This window comes from Pseudomonas paraveronii, from assembly GCF_963681955.1.
In the GTDB taxonomy this organism is placed as follows: domain Bacteria; phylum Pseudomonadota; class Gammaproteobacteria; order Pseudomonadales; family Pseudomonadaceae; genus Aquipseudomonas; species Aquipseudomonas paraveronii.
On the sequence record NZ_OY817130.1, the window covers coordinates 948,629 to 968,086 of the forward strand.

13 protein-coding genes are annotated in these 19,458 nt (G+C 63.0%); 6 read left to right on the top strand and 7 right to left on the bottom strand.

Going from position 1 to position 19,458, the window contains the following annotated elements; translation table 11 throughout:
- Positions 1-43 precede the first annotated feature (43 nt).
- From ptsP to U5A08_RS04225, 4 genes are all read left to right on the top strand, one after another.
- Positions 44-2,902, top strand: a complete 2,859-nt coding sequence (ptsP, locus tag U5A08_RS04210) for a phosphoenolpyruvate--protein phosphotransferase (protein ID WP_321850463.1) — start codon at positions 44-46, stop codon at positions 2,900-2,902.
- Positions 2,903-3,844: a 1-phosphofructokinase gene (pfkB, locus tag U5A08_RS04215; protein ID WP_321850465.1), complete on the top strand. Its 942-nt coding sequence runs from the start codon at positions 2,903-2,905 to the stop codon at positions 3,842-3,844.
- A gap of 11 nt (positions 3,845-3,855) precedes the next feature.
- Positions 3,856-5,574 carry a PTS fructose-like transporter subunit IIB gene (locus tag U5A08_RS04220; RefSeq protein ID WP_321850466.1) on the top strand — a complete coding sequence of 573 codons (1,719 nt, stop codon included), beginning with the start codon at positions 3,856-3,858 and terminating at the stop codon, positions 5,572-5,574.
- A gap of 191 nt (positions 5,575-5,765) precedes the next feature.
- A complete protein-coding gene (locus U5A08_RS04225; RefSeq protein ID WP_321850467.1) occupies positions 5,766-7,307 on the top strand; it encodes an alkaline phosphatase D family protein in 1,542 nt (513 codons plus the stop codon).
- Between the two features lie 118 nt (positions 7,308-7,425).
- On the opposite strand, the gene U5A08_RS04230 is transcribed toward U5A08_RS04225, so the two are convergent.
- On the bottom strand, positions 7,426-9,951 hold the full coding sequence (locus U5A08_RS04230) for a PepSY domain-containing protein (RefSeq protein ID WP_321850468.1): 2,526 nt from the start codon (positions 9,949-9,951) through the stop codon (positions 7,426-7,428).
- Positions 9,952-10,085: 134 nt separating this feature from the next.
- Positions 10,086-12,371 carry a TonB-dependent receptor gene (locus tag U5A08_RS04235; protein WP_321850469.1) on the bottom strand — a complete coding sequence of 762 codons (2,286 nt, stop codon included), beginning with the start codon at positions 12,369-12,371 and terminating at the stop codon, positions 10,086-10,088.
- 204 nt (positions 12,372-12,575) lie between these two features.
- On the opposite strand from U5A08_RS04235, the gene U5A08_RS04240 reads away from it, so the two are divergent.
- Positions 12,576-13,256 (top strand): Fe2+-dependent dioxygenase, encoded by a 681-nt coding sequence (locus tag U5A08_RS04240; RefSeq protein WP_247395531.1) that lies wholly within the window; start codon positions 12,576-12,578, stop codon positions 13,254-13,256.
- A gap of 2 nt (positions 13,257-13,258) precedes the next feature.
- Positions 13,259-14,008: a tetratricopeptide repeat protein gene (locus U5A08_RS04245; protein ID WP_321850471.1), complete on the top strand. Its 750-nt coding sequence runs from the start codon at positions 13,259-13,261 to the stop codon at positions 14,006-14,008.
- A gap of 49 nt (positions 14,009-14,057) precedes the next feature.
- Here U5A08_RS04245 and U5A08_RS04250 read toward each other — a convergent pair whose 3' ends face one another.
- The 5 genes from U5A08_RS04250 to U5A08_RS04270 form a co-directional block, all read right to left on the bottom strand.
- Positions 14,058-15,221 (bottom strand): type III PLP-dependent enzyme, encoded by a 1,164-nt coding sequence (locus tag U5A08_RS04250; RefSeq protein WP_253393376.1) that lies wholly within the window; start codon positions 15,219-15,221, stop codon positions 14,058-14,060.
- A gap of 478 nt (positions 15,222-15,699) precedes the next feature.
- Positions 15,700-16,857, bottom strand: a complete 1,158-nt coding sequence (locus U5A08_RS04255; protein ID WP_247395525.1) for an osmoprotectant ABC transporter ATP-binding protein OsmV — start codon at positions 16,855-16,857, stop codon at positions 15,700-15,702.
- On the bottom strand, positions 16,854-17,507 hold the full coding sequence (locus tag U5A08_RS04260) for an ABC transporter permease (protein ID WP_017845447.1): 654 nt from the start codon (positions 17,505-17,507) through the stop codon (positions 16,854-16,856). Before U5A08_RS04260 ends, U5A08_RS04255 begins: the two co-directional genes overlap by 4 nt.
- Positions 17,508-17,518: 11 nt before the next feature.
- Positions 17,519-18,412, bottom strand: coding sequence for a glycine betaine ABC transporter substrate-binding protein (locus tag U5A08_RS04265; protein WP_253393377.1), 894 nt, complete (start codon positions 18,410-18,412; stop codon positions 17,519-17,521).
- Positions 18,413-18,432: 20 nt separating this feature from the next.
- Entirely contained in the window at positions 18,433-19,149 is a 717-nt protein-coding gene (locus U5A08_RS04270) for an ABC transporter permease (RefSeq protein WP_253393378.1), read from the bottom strand.
- Between the last annotated feature and the right edge of the window lie 309 nt (positions 19,150-19,458).

Consider the following 19,458-nt stretch of genomic DNA (forward strand, 5'->3'; position numbering starts at 1 on the left):
AAACAATACCTAGTGCGCCCGCCGCACTAACTAGGAGAACGGCATGCTTGAGCTCACCATAGAGCAGATATCCATGGGCCAGACGGCTGTGGATAAATCTGCTGCCTTGCACCTGCTCGCTGACAAACTGGTGGCCGACGGCCTGGTCGCAGAGGGTTATCTCAGCGGCTTGCAAGGCCGTGAAGCCCAAGGCTCGACCTTTCTCGGCCAAGGTATTGCGATCCCCCACGGCACGCCCGAAACCCGCGACCAGGTGTTTTCCACCGGCGTGCGCCTGCTGCAGTTCCCCGAAGGGGTGGACTGGGGCGATGGCCAGATCGTCTACCTGGCGATCGGTATTGCCGCCAAATCCGATGAGCACCTGCGCCTGCTGCAACTGCTGACCCGCGCCCTCGGTGAAACCGACCTGGGCCAGGCGCTGCGCCGCGCCGCTTCCGCCGAAGCGTTGCTGAAACTGCTGCAGGGCGCGCCGCAGGAATTGGCGCTGGACGCGCAAATGATTGGGCTCGGTGTGTCCGCCGATGACTTTGAAGAACTGGTGTGGCGCGGCGCCCGCCTGCTGCGCCAGGCCGATTGTGTGAGCAATGGTTTTGCCGCCGTGTTGCAGCAGGTCGATGCGCTGCCCCTGGGCGATGGCCTGTGGTGGTTGCACAGCGAGCAGACCGTCAAGCGCCCGGGGCTGGCGTTTGTCACCCCGGACAAACCCATGCGTTACCTCGGCCAGCCGCTCAACGGTCTGTTCTGCCTGGCCAGCCTCGGCGAAGCGCACCAGACCTTGCTCGAACGCCTGTGTGCGTTGTTGATTGAAGGGCGTGGCCAGGAACTCGGCCGCGCCACCAGCAGCCGCGCGGTGCTTGAAGTGTTGGGCGGCGAGTTGCCGCCCGACTGGCCCAGCGCACGCATCGCCCTGGCCAACGCCCACGGCCTGCACGCACGGCCAGCGAAGATCCTCGCGCAACTGGCGAAGAGTTTTGACGGCGATATTCGCGTGCGCATCGTCGATGGCGCAGTGGGCGCCGTGTCGGTGAAAAGCCTGAGCAAGCTGCTCAGCCTCGGCGCCCGGCGTGGCCAGGTGTTGGAGTTTGTCGCGGAGCCGGCGATTGCCGGCGATGCGCTGCCCGCGTTATTGGCGGCGGTGCAAGAGGGGCTCGGCGAAGAGGTCGAGCCGCTGCCTGCCGCGAGTGCGCAAGCCGTCGTCGTGGACCTCGAACCGGCGCTCAGCGCGCCGCTGGCCGGCAGCCAGATCCAGGCCATCGCCGCCGCCCCCGGCATCGCCATCGGCCCGGCGCATATCCAGGTGCTGCAACCGTTTGACTATCCGCTGCGGGGCGAGTCCTCGAGCATCGAACGCCAGCGCCTGCACGCCTCACTGGCGGACGTGCGCCGCGATATCCAGGGCCTGATCGAACGCAGCCAGGCCAAGGCGATCCGCGAGATTTTCATCACCCACCAAGAGATGCTCGACGACCCGGAACTGACCGACGACGTCGACACCCGCCTCAAACAGGGTGAAAGCGCCGAAGCCGCCTGGATGAGCGTGATCGAAGCCGCCGCCAAACAGCAGGAGTCGTTGCAGGACGCCCTGCTCGCCGAGCGCGCCGCCGACCTGCGCGACATCGGTCGCCGCGTGCTGGCGCAGTTGTGCGGTGTCGAAACCGCCCAGGAACCGAGCGAACCCTACATTTTGGTGATGGACGAAGTCGGCCCGTCGGATGTCGCACGCCTCGACCCGGCGCGCGTCGCTGGCATTCTCACCGCCCGTGGCGGCGCCACGGCCCACAGCGCCATCGTCGCCCGCGCCCTGGGCATTCCCGCGTTGGTGGGCGCCGGCCCGGCCGTGTTGCTGCTGGCCGCCGGTACGCCGTTGTTGCTCGACGGCCAGCGCGGCCGCCTGCATGTCGACGCCGACGCCGCGACCCTGCAACGCGCCACCGTCGAACGCGACACCCGTGAACAACGCCTGCAAGCCGCCTCGGCGCAGCGCCATCAACCGGCCCTGACCCGCGATGGTCACGCTGTGGAAGTGTTCGCCAATATTGGCGAAAGCGCCGGCGTGGCGAGCGCGGTGGAGCAGGGCGCCGAAGGCATTGGCCTGCTGCGCACCGAACTGATTTTCATGGCCCACCCCCAGGCGCCGGACGAAGCGACCCAGGAAGCCGAATACCGCCGCGTACTCGACGGCCTCGGCGGTCGCCCGTTGGTGGTCCGCACCCTGGATGTGGGCGGCGACAAACCGCTGCCGTATTGGCCGATCGCACAGGAAGAAAACCCCTTCCTCGGCGTGCGCGGCATTCGCCTCACGCTGCAACGCCCGCAGATCATGGAAGCGCAGTTGCGCGCGCTGCTGCGCTCGGCGGATAACCGGCCCCTGCGCATCATGTTCCCCATGGTCGGCAGCGTCGATGAGTGGCGCGCGGCACGGGACATGACCGAGCGCCTGCGCCTGGAAATCCCGGTGGCCGACCTGCAACTGGGGATCATGATCGAAGTGCCGTCCGCCGCATTGCTCGCGCCGGTGCTGGCCAAGGAAGTCGATTTCTTCAGCGTCGGCACCAACGACCTGACCCAGTACACCCTGGCCATCGACCGTGGCCACCCGACGCTGTCGGCCCAGGCCGATGGCCTGCACCCGGCGGTGTTGCAACTGATCGACATCACCGTGCGCGCCGCCCATGCCCATGGCAAATGGGTCGGCGTGTGCGGTGAGCTGGCCGCCGACCCGCTGGCGGTGCCGGTGCTGATCGGCCTCGGCGTGGATGAGTTGAGCGTGTCGGCCCGCAGCATTCCCGAGGTGAAGGCGCGGGTGCGTGAATTCAGTCTGAGCGAGGCCCAGGGCCTGGCACAACAAGCACTCGCGGTGGGTTCGCCCGCCGAAGTGCGAGCCCTTGTGGAGGCCGTGTAGATGGCAAGGATTTTGACCCTGACGCTGAACCCGGCGTTGGACCTCACGGTACGCCTGGCGCGCCTGGAACCCGGTGAAGTCAATCGTAGCGAGGCGATGCTGACCCACGCCGCCGGCAAGGGCGTGAATGTCGCCCAAGTGCTGGCTGACCTCGGTCATCACGTCACCGTCGGCGGTTTTCTCGGCGCGGACAACCCCCAGGCCTTTGAGGCGCTGATCGCTCGCCGTGGGTTTGTCGATGCGTTCATCCGCGTGCCCGGCGAGACCCGTAGCAATATCAAGATTGCCGAACACGGTGGCCGCGTCACCGACATCAATGCGCCGGGGCCGCAGGTCAGCGAGCAGGCACAGCAAGCGTTGCTCAATCAACTCACGTTGATTGCCCCGGGGCACGATGCGGTGGTGGTCGCCGGTAGTTTGCCGCGCGGCGTCAGCCCGCTGTGGTTCCAAGGCTTATTGGAACAACTGAAAAACCTCGGCTTGAAGGTCGCCCTGGACACCAGCGGCGCAGCCCTGCGCGCCGGGTTGAAGGCTAGCCCGTGGTTGATCAAGCCCAATACCGAAGAACTCGCCGAGGCCCTGGATTGCCCGACGGACTCCGTCGACCAACAGGCCCAGGCCGCCGAGCGTTTGCATGCCGAGGGCATCGAGCATGTGGTGATTTCCCACGGTGCCGACGGCGTCAACTGGTTCAGCCCAGGCACGGCGCTGCACGCCACGCCGCCGAAGGTCAGCGTCGCCAGCACCGTCGGCGCAGGTGATTCGCTGCTGGCCGGGATGCTCCACGGTTTGCTCGGTTTCGATGCGCCCGAAACGACCTTGCGCCGCGCCACGGCAATTGCCGCGATGGCCGTCACGCAGATCGGGTTTGGCATCAGCGATGACGCGCAGTTGGCGCGTCTCGAAAGCGGCGTCCATGTGCGCCCGCTGACAGAACAATAAGAGGGTTTGTGATGAATTTAGCCATTGTTACCGCCTGCCCGAACGGCATGGTCACCAGTGTGCTCTGCGCCCGTTTGCTTGACGCCGCCGCGCAGCGCCAGGGCTGGAGCACCAGCGTCGAAGTGGTGGACGTGCAGCACCCGGAACGCCAGCTGTCCCAGGCCACGCTCGATGCCGCCGAGTGGGTGTTGCTGGTCAGCAGCACGCCGGTGGAGATGCAGCGGTTTGTCGGCAAGCGCGTGTTCCAGAGCACCCCGGCCCAGGCCTTGCAGGACGTCGAGGCCGTGTTGCGCCGTGGCGCCGAAGAGGCCCAGGTGTATGTCGCCAGCCAAGCCCCGGCGGCAACGAAACAGGCCCCGCGGATTGTCGCGATTACCGCCTGCCCGACTGGCGTAGCCCACACCTTCATGGCCGCCGAAGCGTTGCAGCAGACCGCCAAGCGCTTGGGCTATGACTTGCAGGTGGAAACCCAGGGTTCGGTCGGCGCACGCACACCGTTGAGCCCGCAAGCGATTGCCGAGGCCGACGTGGTGTTGCTGGCGGCGGATATCGAAGTCGCCACCGAGCGCTTCGCCGGCAAGAAGATCTACCGCTGCGGCACCGGCATTGCCCTCAAGCAAGCCGAAGCAACCCTCAACAAGGCCCTGGCCGAAGGCGTCGTGGAAAGCTCGGCGAGCGGGGCGGTGGCCAAGTCGGAAAAAACCGGGGTCTACAAACACCTGCTGACCGGCGTGTCGTTCATGTTGCCGATGGTGGTGGCGGGCGGTTTGTTGATCGCCTTGTCGTTCGTGTTCGGCATCCATGCCTTTGAAGAAAAAGGCACCCTGGCGGCGGCGCTGAAAACCGTCGGTGACCAGGCCTTCATGCTGATGGTGCCGCTGCTCGCTGGCTATATCGCCTACTCGATTGCCGACCGCCCTGGCCTGGCGCCCGGCATGATCGGCGGGTTGTTGGCCGGTACGTTGGGCGCGGGCTTTATCGGCGGGATTGTTGCCGGTTTCCTTGCCGGTTACTGCGTCAAGCTGATCACCCGCGCGGTGCGCCTGCCGCAAAGCCTGGAGCCGCTCAAGCCGATCCTGATCATCCCGTTGCTGGCGAGCCTGTTCACGGGCCTGGCGATGATCTATCTGGTGGGCCCGCCGGTGGCGCGTCTGCTCACCGGCCTGACCGACTTCCTCAGCACGATGGGCACCACCAATGCCGTGCTGCTTGGCATCCTGCTCGGCGGCATGATGTGCGTTGACCTGGGCGGGCCGATCAACAAGGCCGCGTATGCGTTCTCCGTCGGCTTGCTGGCGGCGTCCAGCGGTGCGCCGATGGCCGCCACCATGGCGGCCGGTATGGTGCCGCCGATTGGGATGGGCATCGCGACCTTCCTGGCCCGGCGCAAGTTTGCCCAGACCGAACGCGAGGCCGGCAAGGCCGCGATGATTCTGGGTCTGTGCTTTATCTCCGAAGGCGCGATTCCGTTTGCCGCCAAGGACCCGCTGCGGGTGATCCCGGCCAGCATCGCCGGCGGCGCGTTGACCGGTGCGCTGTCGATGTACTTCGGCTGCAAACTGGCGGCGCCCCATGGCGGCTTGTTTGTGCTGATCATTCCGAATGCGATGAACCATGCGCTGCTGTACTTGCTGGCGATAGTCGCCGGTAGTGTGTTGACGGGGCTGGTGTACGCGCTGATCAAGCGCCCGGAAGCGGTGGAACTGGCGGTCACCGCAGTCAAGGCCTGACACTGTTGAAAATGTGGGAGGGGGCTTGCCCCCGATGGCGATGTGTCAGTCACCCATGAATTGACTGATCCACCGCCATCGGGGGCAAGCCCCCTCCCACATTTAGATTTGCGAGGCCTTGAAGGCGGTGTCATATCGGCTTCATCCTCGCGTGTTCAAATTTCCCTTTTGATACTCAAGAGGGCATCTGCATGAGCCACTTCGATCTCAGCCGTCGCCGCGTGATGCAAGCCGTCGGCGCCGGTCTGTTGTTGCCGGGGCTGGCGCCGGCGGTGATTGCGTCGGTCAAGGACCGGCCGCAACTCACCGATGGCGTGCAGTCCGGCGACCTGCTCGGCGACCGCGCAATGATCTGGAGCCGCAGCGACCGCCCGGCGCGGATGGTGGTGGAATGGGACACCCGTAGTGTGTTCAGCAACCCCCGTCGATTCGTCTCGCCGCTGGCCGACAACCGCAGCGACTTTACCGCCCGCGTCGAACTCACCGGGCTGCCCGCCGACCAGGCGATTTTCTACCGCGTGCAGTTCGAAGATGCCCAGACCGGCGTCGCCAGCGAGCCCTGGTTCGGCCACCTGCGCAGCGTGCCGCAACAGCGTCGCGATATTCGTTTTGTGTGGAGCGGCGACACCGTCGGCCAAGGTTTCGGCATCAACCCGGACATCGGCGGCATGCGCATCTACGAAGCCATGCGCCTGCGCCTGCCGGACTTTTTTATCCACAGCGGCGACACCATCTACGCTGACGGCCCGGTGCCGGCGCAACTGACCACCGAAGGCGGGCGCATCTGGCGCAACATCACCACCGAGGCCAAGAGCAAAGTCGCTGAAACCCTCGATGAGTATCGCGGCAATTACCGCTACAACCTGCTGGATGAAAACGTGCGGCGCTTCAACGCCGAAGTGCCGCAGATCTGGCAGTGGGACGACCACGAGGTGGTGAACAACTGGTCGCCGAGCAAGCAGCTCGATGAGCGTTACCAGACCCGGGACATCATCACCCTGGTCGGCCATGCGCGTCAGGCCTGGCTGGAATATTCGCCCATGCGTCGGCAAAGCGCCGACGGCGGCGGGCGGATCTATCGCAAGCTCAGTTACGGCCCGCTGCTGGATGTGTTCGTGCTCGACATGCGCAGCTATCGCGGGCCCAACGATGACAACCTGGGCGGCGCAAAACCGTTCCTCGGCCGAGAGCAACTGGACTGGCTCAAGCGCGAACTCAAGGCCTCCCAGGCCCAATGGAAGGTGATCGCCGCCGACATGCCCATCGGCCTCGGCGTGCCTGACGGCGAAGTCAGCCCGGGCGTGCCGCGCTGGGAAGCGATCGCCAACAACGACCCCGGCCCGGCCCAGGGCCGCGAATTGGAAATCGCCGAGCTGCTCGGGTTTCTGCGCGCGCAGCAGGTGCGCAACCATGTGTGGTTGACGGCGGATGTGCATTACTGCGCGGCGCATCACTACCACCCGGATCGTGCAGCGTTCCAGGACTTCGAGCCGTTCTGGGAGTTTGTCGCAGGGCCGCTGAATGCGGGGAGCTTCGGGCCCAATCCGCTGGATAAAACCTTTGGCCCGCAGGTGGTGTTCGAGAAAGCACCGCCGGCGCAGAACACCTCGCCGTTTGCCGGGTTCCAGTTTTTTGGCGAAGTGCAGATCGATGGGCAGACGGCGGAGTTGACGGTGATGCTGCGTGATCTGGATGGGGTTTCAGTGTTCGAGCAAAAGCTGCAACCGGTCTGATTGAGGGTGCAGTAAAAAACTGATTGGAGTGCAGCCAAAAACTGACTTGGAATACAGTCAAAAACTGTGGGAGGGGGCTTGCTCCCTCCCACATGGGTTCTTCAGTGTCTGCAGGATCTCAGTAGACATCCCGGCGATAGCGGCCCTGTTCGATCAAGCGCTCCACCGCTTCACGGCCTAGGATATCAATCAACGCCTGATCCACCCCCGCAGCCATCCCCTGCAAACTGCCACACACATAGATCGCCGCGCCGTCCGCCAGCCATCGCCGCAACACGTCCGCCGATTCGCGCAGGCGATCCTGTACGTAGATCTTTTCCTCCTGGTCGCGGGAAAACGCCAGGTCCAGCAGCGCCAGGTCACCGCTGGCCAACCAGCCTTGCAGTTCGTCCTGGCACAGGTAGTCGTGGGCGATTGTGCGTTCGCCGAACAGCAGCCAATTGCGCTGCTGGCCATCGGCAATGCGCGCCTTGAGCAAGCTGCGCAAACCGGCCAGGCCAGTGCCGTTGCCCAGCAGGATCAACGGCGCAGGTGCGTCCGGCAGGTGGAAAGCACTGTTGCGGCGCAAGCGCAGGGTGATGCTCGAACCGAGGACCGCGTGTTCGGTCAGCCAGCCCGAGCCCAGGCCGAGTGTGCCGTCTGGATGACGTTCCTGGCGCACGATCAACTCCAGCACGCCGTCGCTGGGAATCGAGGCGATCGAGTATTCGCGCATGCCCAGGGGCGCCAGCGCGTTCACCAGCGCCTGGGCATGCAGGCCCACCAGATGGGCGCGGTTGTCCGGCAGTTGGCGGGTGGCCAGGGCCTGGTCGAGGGTGTGGGCCAGGCCGTCGATCAGCACGCTCTCGCGGCTGGCCAGGCCCAGGCCATCGAGGAACTGCGTAATGGCCCCGGTGCCGTTGCGCGGCAGGATTTCCACCAGGTCGCCAGCGACCCAGCTTTGTGCCGATGGCACGGTCAGTTCCAGCATGTAGACCGCCGAACCGGCACTGCCAGGATTGAGCAGGGTGCGCTGGTTCAAGCTGCAGTTTTCATACTGTGTACTCGGCCACGCCGCTGTCGGCGCATGCCCGGTGAGTTGGCCCAGTTGTTGTTGCCAGTGCTGCAGGGCGCGGGTGTCGCCGCTGTCGACTTCCACGGGGGCGAACAACGGGTTGCCGCCCTGGTTGGTCAGCCAGAAATGCAGACGCCGGGCAAAGCCGCAGAAGTGTGTGTACTGGCGATCGCCGAGGGCCAGTACCGAGTAGTTCAAACCCTTGAGGGACAGGTCCTGGCCGAGCACGCTGCGTTCGAAGCCCCGGGCGCTGTCGGGGGCTTCACCGTCGCCGAAGGTGCTGACCACGAACAGCGCGTTTTCTGACTGGCGCAGTTGGTCCTGGCTGACGCTGCCCAGCGGCTGCACGTTCACCGGCAAGCCGGCAGCCTGCAATTGCCCGGCGGTCTGCCAGGCCAGTTGTTCGGCAAAACCGCTCTGGCTGGCAAAGCCGATCAGCCAGGCCGGTGCATGGCTGTGGTTGGCACCGAGGCTATTGCGGGCATCGCGTACCTGGCGCTTTTTACGGCGACGGTCGAGGTACAGCAGCCAGCCGGTGATGAAGAACAGCGGCATGCACAGCGAGCTGACGGTGAGGATGATCCGCCCCACCAGGCCGAAGTAACTGCCGGTGTGCAGTGCATAAATGCTGGTCAGCAATTGAGCCTTGAGGCTTTTGCTGGCGTAGCGGTCGTGGGATTTCACCGTGCCGGTCGCAGGGTCCAGGTTGATCTGGTTCAGCGCGCGGTCGTGGGGCGAATCTTTCAGCAGGTAAAACACCGTGGCCGGCTGCCCGGCGACCGCCGGCATGCGGATGTTGTAGGCGCTCAAGCCTGGGCCGGCGCTGCTGTAGATGCTGCTCCAGATCGCCTCGTAGTTGGCCTCCGGCGCCGGGCCTTGCGGCGGCGGGCCGCGTTTGCGCATCCGTTCATTCTGCGGGGCGTCGGACAGCAGCTTGTTCAGACCCTGGTTGTACCATTCGTAGGACCAGGACAAGCCGGTCAGCGCCGCCAACAGATAGAACAACAGGCACCAGGTGCCGAACACCGAGTGCAGGTCCCAATTGAAACTGCGGCCCTTTTTGCGCCAGTCCAGGGTCAGCCACGCGCGCCAGCTCGCCACCTGGCGCGGCCAGCGCAGGTACAAGCCGGAGAGACAGAAGAACAGCAGGATCAGCGTGCAGGCCCCGGTGATTTGCCGACCGGTGTCGCCCATCGCGAGGAAGCGGTGCAGTTGCAGGATAAACCCGAACACGTCCTGGCCGACGGCGTCGCCCATGTAGTTGCCGGTGTAGGGATCGAAGTAACGCATCTGGCCGCGCCGTTCGCCCGGCGGTGGGGTGAAGAACACGCGCGCGGCGCTGCCGCTGTCGGTTTCCACCCAGAGCATCGACACGGTTTTGCCTTCGCTGGCTTCGAGCTTGCGCACCAGCTCGGCGGGCGGCAGTACCCCGGCCTCGCGTTTTTCCACGCTCAGTACGCTGGGGTTGAGCGCGCGCAATAGTTCATCCTGGAACGACACCGCCGCCCCGGTGATCCCCATCAAGGCCAGCACCAGCCCGGCAGTGATGCCGAAGAACCAGTGCAACTGGAACAGGGTTTTCTTCAACACGTCGGACCGCCTCGCTCATCTGGGTATCTGTAGCACGGCGCGCATTATGCCGTGGGTTGTCGAGAAACTTTGTTGTTTAGCACGCAAAAGCCCCACGCATCCGATGCGTGGGGCTTTGGCTTATGGTTGACCGCTTAGAAGTGGAAGCTGGTGGTCAACAGTGCGGTGCGCCCCGCCGCCTGGTTGGCGAAGTGGGTCGAGAAGGCCTTGTCGTAGTAGGTCTTGTCGGTCAGGTTCTGCACGTTCAGTTGCAGGTCGACGTTTTTGGTCAGCTTGTAGCTGGCCATGGCGTCGTAGCGGGTGTAGGACGGTACATACACGGTGTTGCCAACATCGCCGTAGACCTCGTCGACATAGAACGCACCGCCGCCGATGGTCAGTTTCGAAGTGATGTCGTAGGTGGTCCACAGGCTGAAGGAATTCTTCGGCGTATTGGGCATTTGGTTGCCCTCGTTGGAACCGGCGCTGACCACCCCGTTGCGCCCGTTGCGCCCGGCTTTGACCAGCTCGCTGTCGAGGTAGCTGTAGCCGGCGAACACTTGCCATTGATCCGTGAGTTTGCCGCTGGCCGAGAGTTCGATGCCGTCGACTTGGGATTCGCCGGCGTTCTGGTAGGTCAGGGCATCGACCAGAATGCGCGTGTTCTTCTTCTCGGTGCGGAATACCGCAGCCGTCAGCGAAAGGCGGTTGTGGAACAGATCCCACTTGGTGCCCAGCTCGTAGTTGACGGTTTCTTCCGGTTGCAGGTCGCTGGTGGCGGCGCCGGCGGACAGGGGGTTGCCGTCGGAGCCTTCACCCACCAGGCCACCGGCTGGGGTCGCCGAGGTGGCGTAGGACGCATAGATGCTGGCGTTCTCCACCGGTTTCCAGACCAGGCCGCCCTGCCAGTTGAAGAATTGGCTGTCTTCCTTGATCTTGGTGCGCCCGGCGGTGGCGTTGGTGTTGGCCACGGTGTCGAAGGTGTCGTAGCGCAGGCCGACGTTCAGCAGCCATTTCGGGTCCAGTTCGATGGTGTCGAACACGTAGGCGCCGCGGCTGGTGGCTTTGGTGTTGGTGCCGTTGTAGTTGCGCGCGATGCTGCCGGTCCAGGCGTCGTCCGGGTTCGGGTTGCTCAGCGAGGTGCATTGGCCGCCCAGGCTGCCTTTGGCCACGGTGCAGACCGGGTTGGCGTTGGGGCTGATGGTGTAGCTGCTGACTCGGGTTTCTTCGCCGGTGAATTCGAGGCCGGTGGAGTAGGTGTTCTTGAAGCCCAGCGCCTGGAAGCTGCCGAACAGGTCGGTCTGGTTGGTGGTGGTCTCGGTGGTCGACACGCGGCTGTTGGCGCGGCGCCAGACGGTGCCGAACTTGTTGACGTTGAGTTTGCTGTCGTCCGGCTGCGTGAGGATATAGTCCTGGCCGGTGTTGCCATGGCGCAGGGTGTTTTTCAGCGTCATGTTGTCGTTCAGGTCATGTTCGACGGACACCGTGCTGATATCGGCGCGGGTCTTGCGGAAGTCGCGGCTCTTGAGGCCGTAGAAATTATTGCTGTCGCCGCCGTCGTTGGGTTTGTCATGCCTGTGGGCGGTGGCGGTCGCGGAGCCGTAGCCGTAGGGAATCCCCGAGTCCGGCAGGTCGTCGCTTTCCATGTGGTAGTAGCTGACGTTGACGCGGGTCGGCGTGCCGAGGCCGAAGGTCAGCGACGGCGCCACGCCCCAGCGGTCGTAGTTCACTGCGTCGCGGCCGGCCACGTTCTGCTCGTGGCTCATCAGGTTCAGGCGGAACGCGGCGCTGTCGTCGAGGAATTGGCGGTTGACGTCGAGCACGTAGCGGCGGGTCTGGTCGGAACCGTAGGTGAAGCCGCCGTTGGTGAAGTCCCGCGCCTGGGGCGTCTTGCTCACCAGGTTGAGGCTGCCGCCGGCCGAGCCACGCCCGCCGAACGAGGAGTTCGGGCCTTTGCTGACTTCGATCGATTCAATGTCGAAGATTTCACGGCTCTGGCCGCCGGTATCGCGCACGCCGTCCAGGTAGGTGTCGCCCTGGGCGTCAAAACCGCGGATGAACGGGCGGTCGCCCTGGGGGTTGCCGCCTTCACCGGCGCCAAAGGTAATGCCGGGCACGGTGCGCAAGGCATCCTGCAGCGAGGTGGCAGCGGTGTCCTTGAGCACTTGCTGCGGCACCACGGTGACCGAGCGCGGCGTGTCCACCAGCGGCGCGGTGTATTTTTGCGAAGAGGCTTTCTCGACCTGATAGGAGGTGGCGTCCTGTTCTTCCCCGGTGATGCTGGTGGCGCCCAGGGAGATGCTGTTGCGCTGGCCTTTCTGTTCGGTGTCTTCGGCCGCTTGCGCCAGATGGGCGACGGAGCTGGCGCCGAGAGCAACGCCGATGGCCGAAGCCAGCAAGCGTGGTGAACTGGCAGGTGTTTTTAAGCAAGTGCGCGACATGACGTGTCCTTTCCCCAAGGATGTGAGGCCGCGGAATATAGATTGAACAAGACTTTGTATCAATTGCGATTCATTGCTATTCGTACTGAATTTACATTCTTTACACTTCCCCCTTACGGTTTTTACGATCTCGCTCGTCTATGTGTTTTACAGAGTGGATAAGAATCAATACCATTAACGTCTTTCCTCTCTCAGGTATTGACCATGTTGCTGCATATTCCCGGCCTGTTCTCTCGTGAGGAAGTGCAGCGCATCCGCCAAGCGCTGGAAGCCGCCGACTGGGCCGACGGTAAAATCACCGCCGGGTACCAGTCCGCCAAGGCCAAGCACAACCTGCAATTGCCCGAAGGCCACCCGCTGGCCAAGGAAATCGGCGCGGCGATGCTTGAGCGGTTGTGGCAAAACCCGCTGTTCATGTCGGCGGCGTTACCGCACAAAGTCTTCCCACCGCTGCTTAACTGCTACACCGCCGGGGGCAGTTTCGACTTCCACATCGACAATGCCGTGCGCCAGCCCAAGGGCAGCCATGAGCGGGTGCGCACCGACCTGTCGTCCACGCTGTTCTTCAGCGACCCGGAGGAATACGACGGCGGCGAACTGGAGATCCAGGACACCTTCGGCCTGCAACGGGTCAAACTGCCCGCCGGCGACATGGTGCTCTACCCCGGTTCCAGCCTGCACAAAGTCAACGCCGTGACCCGTGGCGCGCGCTACGCCTCGTTTTTCTGGACCCAAAGCCTGGTGCGCGAAGACAGCCAGCGCACCTTGCTGTTCGAGATGGACGGCGCGATCCAGCAACTGAGCGCGGATGTCCCCGACCACCCGGCGTTGATCCAGCTCACCGGCACTTACCACAACCTGTTGCGTCGCTGGGTCGAGGTCTGAGCATGGGGTTTTTATTGCGCCGTGAAGAAGTGCTCAACGTCGAACAGTTGCAGCGCATGCTCGACGACTCACCGGTGCGCGCCGCCCAGGCGATCCTGATCGCGGCCAAGGAGGGCGTGGTCGATGCCCAGGCCTTGCTCGGGCAGATCCTCTTGGAAGGGCGCGGCATCGAGCGCGATGAAGCGCTGGCACTGCGCTGGTTCCAGATCGCGGCGCAGGGCGGGCACTTGATGGCGCGCAATATGTTGGGGCGCTGCCGGGAGCATGGCTGGGGCTGCGTCGCCGACGAAGCAGCGGCGGCGCGGGAATATCAGCTTGCGGCCGAAGCCGGGTTGGATTGGGGGCAATATAACTACGCCAACCTGCTGGCCACCGGTCGCGGCGTCGCAGAGGATCAAGCACACGCGCTGAGGTGTTATCGCCAGGCGGCGGAGCAGGGCCACGCGAAGTCGATGAACCTGTTGGGGCGCTATCTGGAAGAGGGCCGGTTTTGCCCGAGGGATCTGGACGCTGCCGTGGCGTGGTATCGACGTTCGGCCGAAGCCGGGGATTTCCGTGGGCAGTTCAGTTATGCGGCGGTGCTGGCCGACAGCGGCCAGATCGAGGTGGCGCTGGCGTGGCTGCGCAAGGCGCTGGCAGGCGGCAATTTGAAGTTTTTGCGGGTGGCGCACAAGGCGCTGGCGGCAGCGAATGATCCGCGGATTCGGGCGATGGCCGATGCCTATGAGCAACGTGCTCTGACCTGCTTCTGAGCTATAAAAAACCCATGACAGGTCATGGGTTTTTTGTTTTAGGGCCGTCTTACACGTAGTACGACTTCAACGGCGGAAAGCCATTGAATTCAACCGCGCTGTAGCTGGTGGTGTATGCACCGGTCGACAACCAGTACATCCGATCACCGATTGCCAGGTTCAACGGCAGGCCGTATTTGTAGTTTTCGTACATGATGTCGGCGCTGTCGCAGGTAGGACCGGCGATCACCACTTCTTCCATCTCGCCTTTCTTTTCGGTCCAGATCGGGAACTTGATCGCTTCGTCCATGGTTTCGATCAGGCCGGAGAACTTGCCCACGTCTGTGTACACCCAACGCTCGACGGCGGTACGCGATTTACGTGCAACCAGTACCACTTCGCTGACCAGGATGCCGGCGTTGGCGATCAACGAACGGCCCGGCTCCAGGATGATTTCCGGCAGGTCGTCGCCGAAATCTTCCTTGAGGAAACGGATGATTTCTTCAGCGTAGGTTTCCAGGCTGTTGGTGCGGGTGATGTAGTTGGCTGGGAAGCCGCCGCCCATGTTGATCAGCTTGAGGTGGATGCCGTCTTCTTCCTTCAGGCGCTCGAAGATCACTTTGACCTTGGCGATCGCCGCGTCCCATACGCTGATGTCGCGCTGTTGCGAGCCGACGTGGAACGAGAGGCCATACGGCACCAGGCCCAGGTCACGCGCCAGGATCAGCAGGTCCATGGCCATGTCGGTCTGGCAGCCGAATTTACGCGACAAAGGCCAGTCAGCCGTGGTCGAGCCTTCGGTGAGGATACGCACATAGATTTTCGAGCCCGGTGCGGCCTTGGCAATGTTGCGCAGGTCGGCTTCGGAGTCGGTGGAGAACAGACGCACGCCCTTATCATAGAAGTAGCGGATGTCCTTGGACTTCTTGATGGTGTTGCCGTAGCTGATACGGTCGGCGCTGACGCCGCGGTCCATCACTTTGTCGAGCTCGTAGATCGAGGCGATGTCGAAGCTCGAGCCCTTGTCTTTCAACAGGTCGATGATCTCGACGGCCGGGTTGGCCTTGACCGCGTAATAGATTTTGGCGAATTCGAAACCGGCGCGCAGGTCATCGTAGGCCTGGCTGATCATCGCGGTGTCGATCACCACGAACGGGGTTTCTTGCTTGTCGGCGAACGCCTTCATTTTGTCAAAAGTGGCGCGCGCGAAATAATCTTCGACGTTGATCGACATGCTTGGGGACTCCTAAGGGCAAACTGTATTAATCAATGGGTGCAAATGAACGTCCTCCGTATCCCCACTTTGGTTCGCCTACTTCCCAAGGCATGTCGCCGAAAGCAAAAAGGCCATGGGATCAACCGCTTCCCTTGGCCTTGCTGTCTCGTCGTCAGTACTTGAGCCGGATGGATCGTTTCCAGCATGGACGTTCGGCGCGAACTTTAGGACGTGAGGGGCTTGAGATCAACTAAAAATGTCGCGTTTTTGCACGCGTTCGTCGCGGGACCGCGTGCAGCTACTTATGTAACCGACAGGTGTGACGGATTGATGTTCCCCGCAGGCGGATAATTAGGGGGATTTCCCTGACACACCACAGGCCAAATGTGGGAGGGGGCTTGCCCCCGATGGCAGTGTGTCAGTCATGAATATAGTGACTGATACCCCGCGATCGGGGGCAAGCCCCCTCCCACAGTTTTAAGCGTGTTGTGTCAGGTCAGGCCAGGGCGGTCTCGGCAGGCGAAACGATACTGGTCTTGCCGCCACGCGACTTGCCGGAGCTCAGGTACTCGGCAATCGATTCCTGGGTCACTTCGCCCAAAAACACTCGCTCGGCATCCATCACCGGCAACCACGAGCGGTTGAACTCGTACATGCGCGACAACAGGATGCGCAAGTGCTCGTCATACGCCGCCGTGGCGTTGAACTCGAGCAGGTATTGACCGCAGGTGCCGGTCTGACGGTGCAGGTCGCGACGTCGCACATAACCCAGCGCCTTGTTCTCGGCGCAGGTAACCACCACATAGCGGCGGTCGAGTTCGTCCATCAGCTCCAGGGCGTCGGCCACCGGGGTTTCCGGGCTGACCGACGGGGCGTTGTCCGCTGCATCTTCGGCTTTTACCAGCAGCAGACGCTTGAGGGTGCTGTCCTGGCCGACGAAGTTGCTGACGAACTCGTCCACCGGGTGCGCCAGCAGGGTGTCCGGGTGGTCGATCTGCAGCAGCTTGCCGGCGCGGAAAATGGCGATCTTGTCACCCAGCTTGATGGCTTCGTCGATGTCGTGGCTGACCATGATCACGGTCTTGTTCAGCGCGCGCTGCATCTCGAAAAATTCGTTCTGGATCATTTCGCGGTTGATCGGGTCGACCGCGCCGAACGGCTCATCCATCAGCAGCAACGGCGCATCCGCCGCCAGCGCACGGATCACGCCGATGCGCTGTTGTTGGCCACCGGACAGTTCGCGCGGATAGCGGTGCAGGTACTGCTTGGGTTCCAGCTTGATCATGCTCATCAACTCGCGGGCGCGGTCGTGGCATTTCTGCTTGTCCCAGCCCAGCAGCTTGGGCACGACCACGATGTTTTCCTCGATGGTCATGTTCGGGAACAGGCCGATCTGCTGGATCACGTAGCCGATGTTGCGCCGCAGGGTCACTTCGTCCAGGTCGGTGGTGTCTTCGCCGTTGATCAGGATCTTGCCCGAGGTGGGCTTGATCAGGCGGTTGATCATTTTCAGCGTGGTGCTCTTGCCGCAGCCCGAAGGCCCCAGGAATACGCAAATCTCGCCTTCATTGACGGTCAGGCTTACGTCGTTCACGGCGGAGACAGTTTTGCCGTTGCTTTGAAAAGTCTTGGTCAGGTGTTGAAGTTCGATCATTTGAGCAGTCCTTTTGGAGTCAGCGAGCGTTGCAGCCATTGCAGAAGCAGGTCGGCGAAGATGGCCAGGAGACTGACCAGTACGGCGCCGACGATCAGCATCGACATGTCGCTGCGGCTGATGGAAGCCAGAATAAGTACACCCAGGCCGCCGGCGCCGATGGTGGCGGCGATGGTCATCACGCCGATGTTCATCACCACGGCGGTGCGCACCCCGGCGAGGATCACCGGCACGGCGATGGGCAGTTCGACCATGCGCAGGCGCTGGCCGAAGGTCATGCCGATGCCTTTGGCGGCTTCGCGGATGCCCGGTTCCACGCCGGTCAGGGCCAGGTAGGTGTTACGCATGATCGGCAGCAGGGAGTAGAGGAACACGGCGGTGATCGCCGGCATCGGCCCCAGGCCCTGGCCGAATTTGGAGTAGAACGGCAGCAGCAGGCCGAACAGGGCGATGGACGGCACGGTGAGCAGCACGGTGGCGCTGGCTTGCAGCGGGCCGGCCAGGCTCGGGAAACGGGTCATCAGCACGCCGAGGGGCACGCCGACGACAATCGCGAGGATCACGGCGATACCGACCAGGGTGATGTGCTGCCAGGTCAGGTGCAGGACTTGGGCCCAATCAAGATGGGAAAAGGCGTTTAAAAATTCCATGTCTTCTCCTTTTAGTTGATGGGGTGTTGGCGCAGGAAGTCGGCGGCAACAGCGGACGGGCTTTCATGGTCGACGTCGACCCGCGCGTTCAACTGGCGCATGGTTGTATCGTCGAACAATGCGGACAGTGGCTTCAGATCGGCGGCCAGTTGCGGATGAGCGTCCAGATACACCTGACGCACCACCGGCGCGGCGGTGTAGTCCGGGAAGTAATGCTTGTCGTCTTCGAGCAGCTTCAATTTGAAGGCATTCAGGCGACCGTCGGTGGTGTACACCAAGCCGGCAAACACCTGGCCGTTACGCAGCGCGGTGTAGACCAGGCCGGCGTCCATCTGCCGGGTGTTTTTGCGGGTCAGGTTCATGTCGTACAGCTTGACCATGCCGCCCATGCCGTCGGAACGGTTGGCGAATTCGGTGTCCAGGGCCACCAGGCGTGTGCCCTTGGTTTTTTCCGCCAAGGCCTGGGTCAGATCGCTGATCGTGTTGATCTGCGGGAATTCCTGGGCCACGTTCTCAGGCAAAGCCAGCGCGTAGGTGTTGCTGAATTTCGACGGAGACAGCCAGACCAGGCCTTTTTTCGCGTCGAGTTCTTTTACCCGAGCGTAGGACTGTGCGCTGTCGAGCTTCTCGTCCACATGGTTGTAGGCCACCAGCGACACGCCGGTGTATTCCCAGATCAGGTCCAGTTGCCCGCTTTCCTGGGCACTGCGCGCCAGGTTGCTGCCCAGGCCGCCGGTCACGCGGGTGTCGTAACCCTTGGTGCGCAGGTACTGGGAAGTGATTTCGGCGAGCAGGGTCTGTTCGGTGAACACCCGTGCGCCGATGCGGATCACCGGTTTTTCAGCGGCTTGCGCGAACCCTGCAAACAGCAGGACGCAGCTCAATATCAATGTCAGTTTTTTCATATCGGTTCCTTTGCCAAGCCTTAAGACGCGCGCACTCCGCGTTCCAGCCAGAGGCGGCTGGCCATGGTCACCAGGCCGTCGAGCAGCAAGGCCAACAGCGCGGTACACGCGGCGCCGAGCAGCAATTGCGGCTGATTGTTCAGGGCGATGCCGGGGAAAATCAGGCTACCCAGGCTGTTGGCGCCGATCAGGAAGGCCAGCGGCGCGGTGCCGACGTTGATCGCCAGGGCCACGCGCACGCCGCCGATGATGATCGGCACGGCGTTCGGCAACTCGACGCGAAACAGCACCTGGCGCGGGGTCATGCCGATGCCGGTGGCGGCTTCTTTCAGCGAACCCTGGACGTTTTTCAGGCCTTCGTAGGTGTTGCGCACGATGGGCAGCAAGGAGGCGAGGAACAGCGCGAAGATCGCCGGGCCGCTGCCGATGCCGAGGACGCCGAGGGCGATGGCCAGTACGGCCAGGGGAGGGACGGTGTTGCCGATGTTGAAGATCTGCATGAAGCGTTCGGCGCGCCCGACCATGTTCGGGCGGCTGAGCAGAATACCGGCGGGGATGCCCACAATCAGGGCCGCCAGCATGGAGACTAGGACGAGAATCAGGTGAGCTTGCAGGTAAAACAACAAATCGTCGCGGTACAGTTCGATCGTGTTGATGCCAATCCAGTGGACCAGCAGGGCCAGGAGAGCGACGACAACCGCTCCTCCTATCAGCCCTTTGCCATAGCGAATAGCCACAGGCGGACTCCTTTTTTCTTCTGTCGGCGAACACATTCCTTCGTGGCATGCCATGCCTGGCTGCCTTCAAATGTGGTCGCGAAAAGCAGCTCGCCCATGCCGGCAAAAGCGGCATAAGGTCAAGCCATGAGCGCAGCCTCGTCAGGCTAACTTGCTGATTTTTCAGCCCCTGTTTCGAGTGCGATAGCAGGGGAGTGGACGTCTCTACCTTTTAAAAGGTTCCATACTTGGCAGTATTTAGCCACCCCCAACCGGGTGAACGGTGGTCCGGCACCCTGGGTTTGCGCTATACTCGCCGCCCTTTTTTGA

Bases quoted from the DNA above. Each gene is read 5' to 3' on its own strand.
- ptsP (WP_321850463.1), top strand. From the start codon at position 44: ATGCTTGAGCTCACCATAGAGCAGATATCCATGGGCCAGACGGCTGTG.
- pfkB (WP_321850465.1), top strand. From the start codon at position 2,903: ATGGCAAGGATTTTGACCCTGACGCTGAACCCGGCGTTGGACCTCACG.
- U5A08_RS04220 (WP_321850466.1), top strand. From the start codon at position 3,856: ATGAATTTAGCCATTGTTACCGCCTGCCCGAACGGCATGGTCACCAGT.
- U5A08_RS04225 (WP_321850467.1), top strand. From the start codon at position 5,766: ATGAGCCACTTCGATCTCAGCCGTCGCCGCGTGATGCAAGCCGTCGGC.
- U5A08_RS04235 (WP_321850469.1), bottom strand. From the start codon at position 12,371: ATGTCGCGCACTTGCTTAAAAACACCTGCCAGTTCACCACGCTTGCTG.
- U5A08_RS04240 (WP_247395531.1), top strand. From the start codon at position 12,576: ATGTTGCTGCATATTCCCGGCCTGTTCTCTCGTGAGGAAGTGCAGCGC.
- U5A08_RS04245 (WP_321850471.1), top strand. From the start codon at position 13,259: ATGGGGTTTTTATTGCGCCGTGAAGAAGTGCTCAACGTCGAACAGTTG.
- U5A08_RS04250 (WP_253393376.1), bottom strand. From the start codon at position 15,221: ATGTCGATCAACGTCGAAGATTATTTCGCGCGCGCCACTTTTGACAAA.
- U5A08_RS04255 (WP_247395525.1), bottom strand. From the start codon at position 16,857: ATGATCGAACTTCAACACCTGACCAAGACTTTTCAAAGCAACGGCAAA.
- U5A08_RS04260 (WP_017845447.1), bottom strand. From the start codon at position 17,507: ATGGAATTTTTAAACGCCTTTTCCCATCTTGATTGGGCCCAAGTCCTG.
- U5A08_RS04265 (WP_253393377.1), bottom strand. From the start codon at position 18,412: ATGAAAAAACTGACATTGATATTGAGCTGCGTCCTGCTGTTTGCAGGG.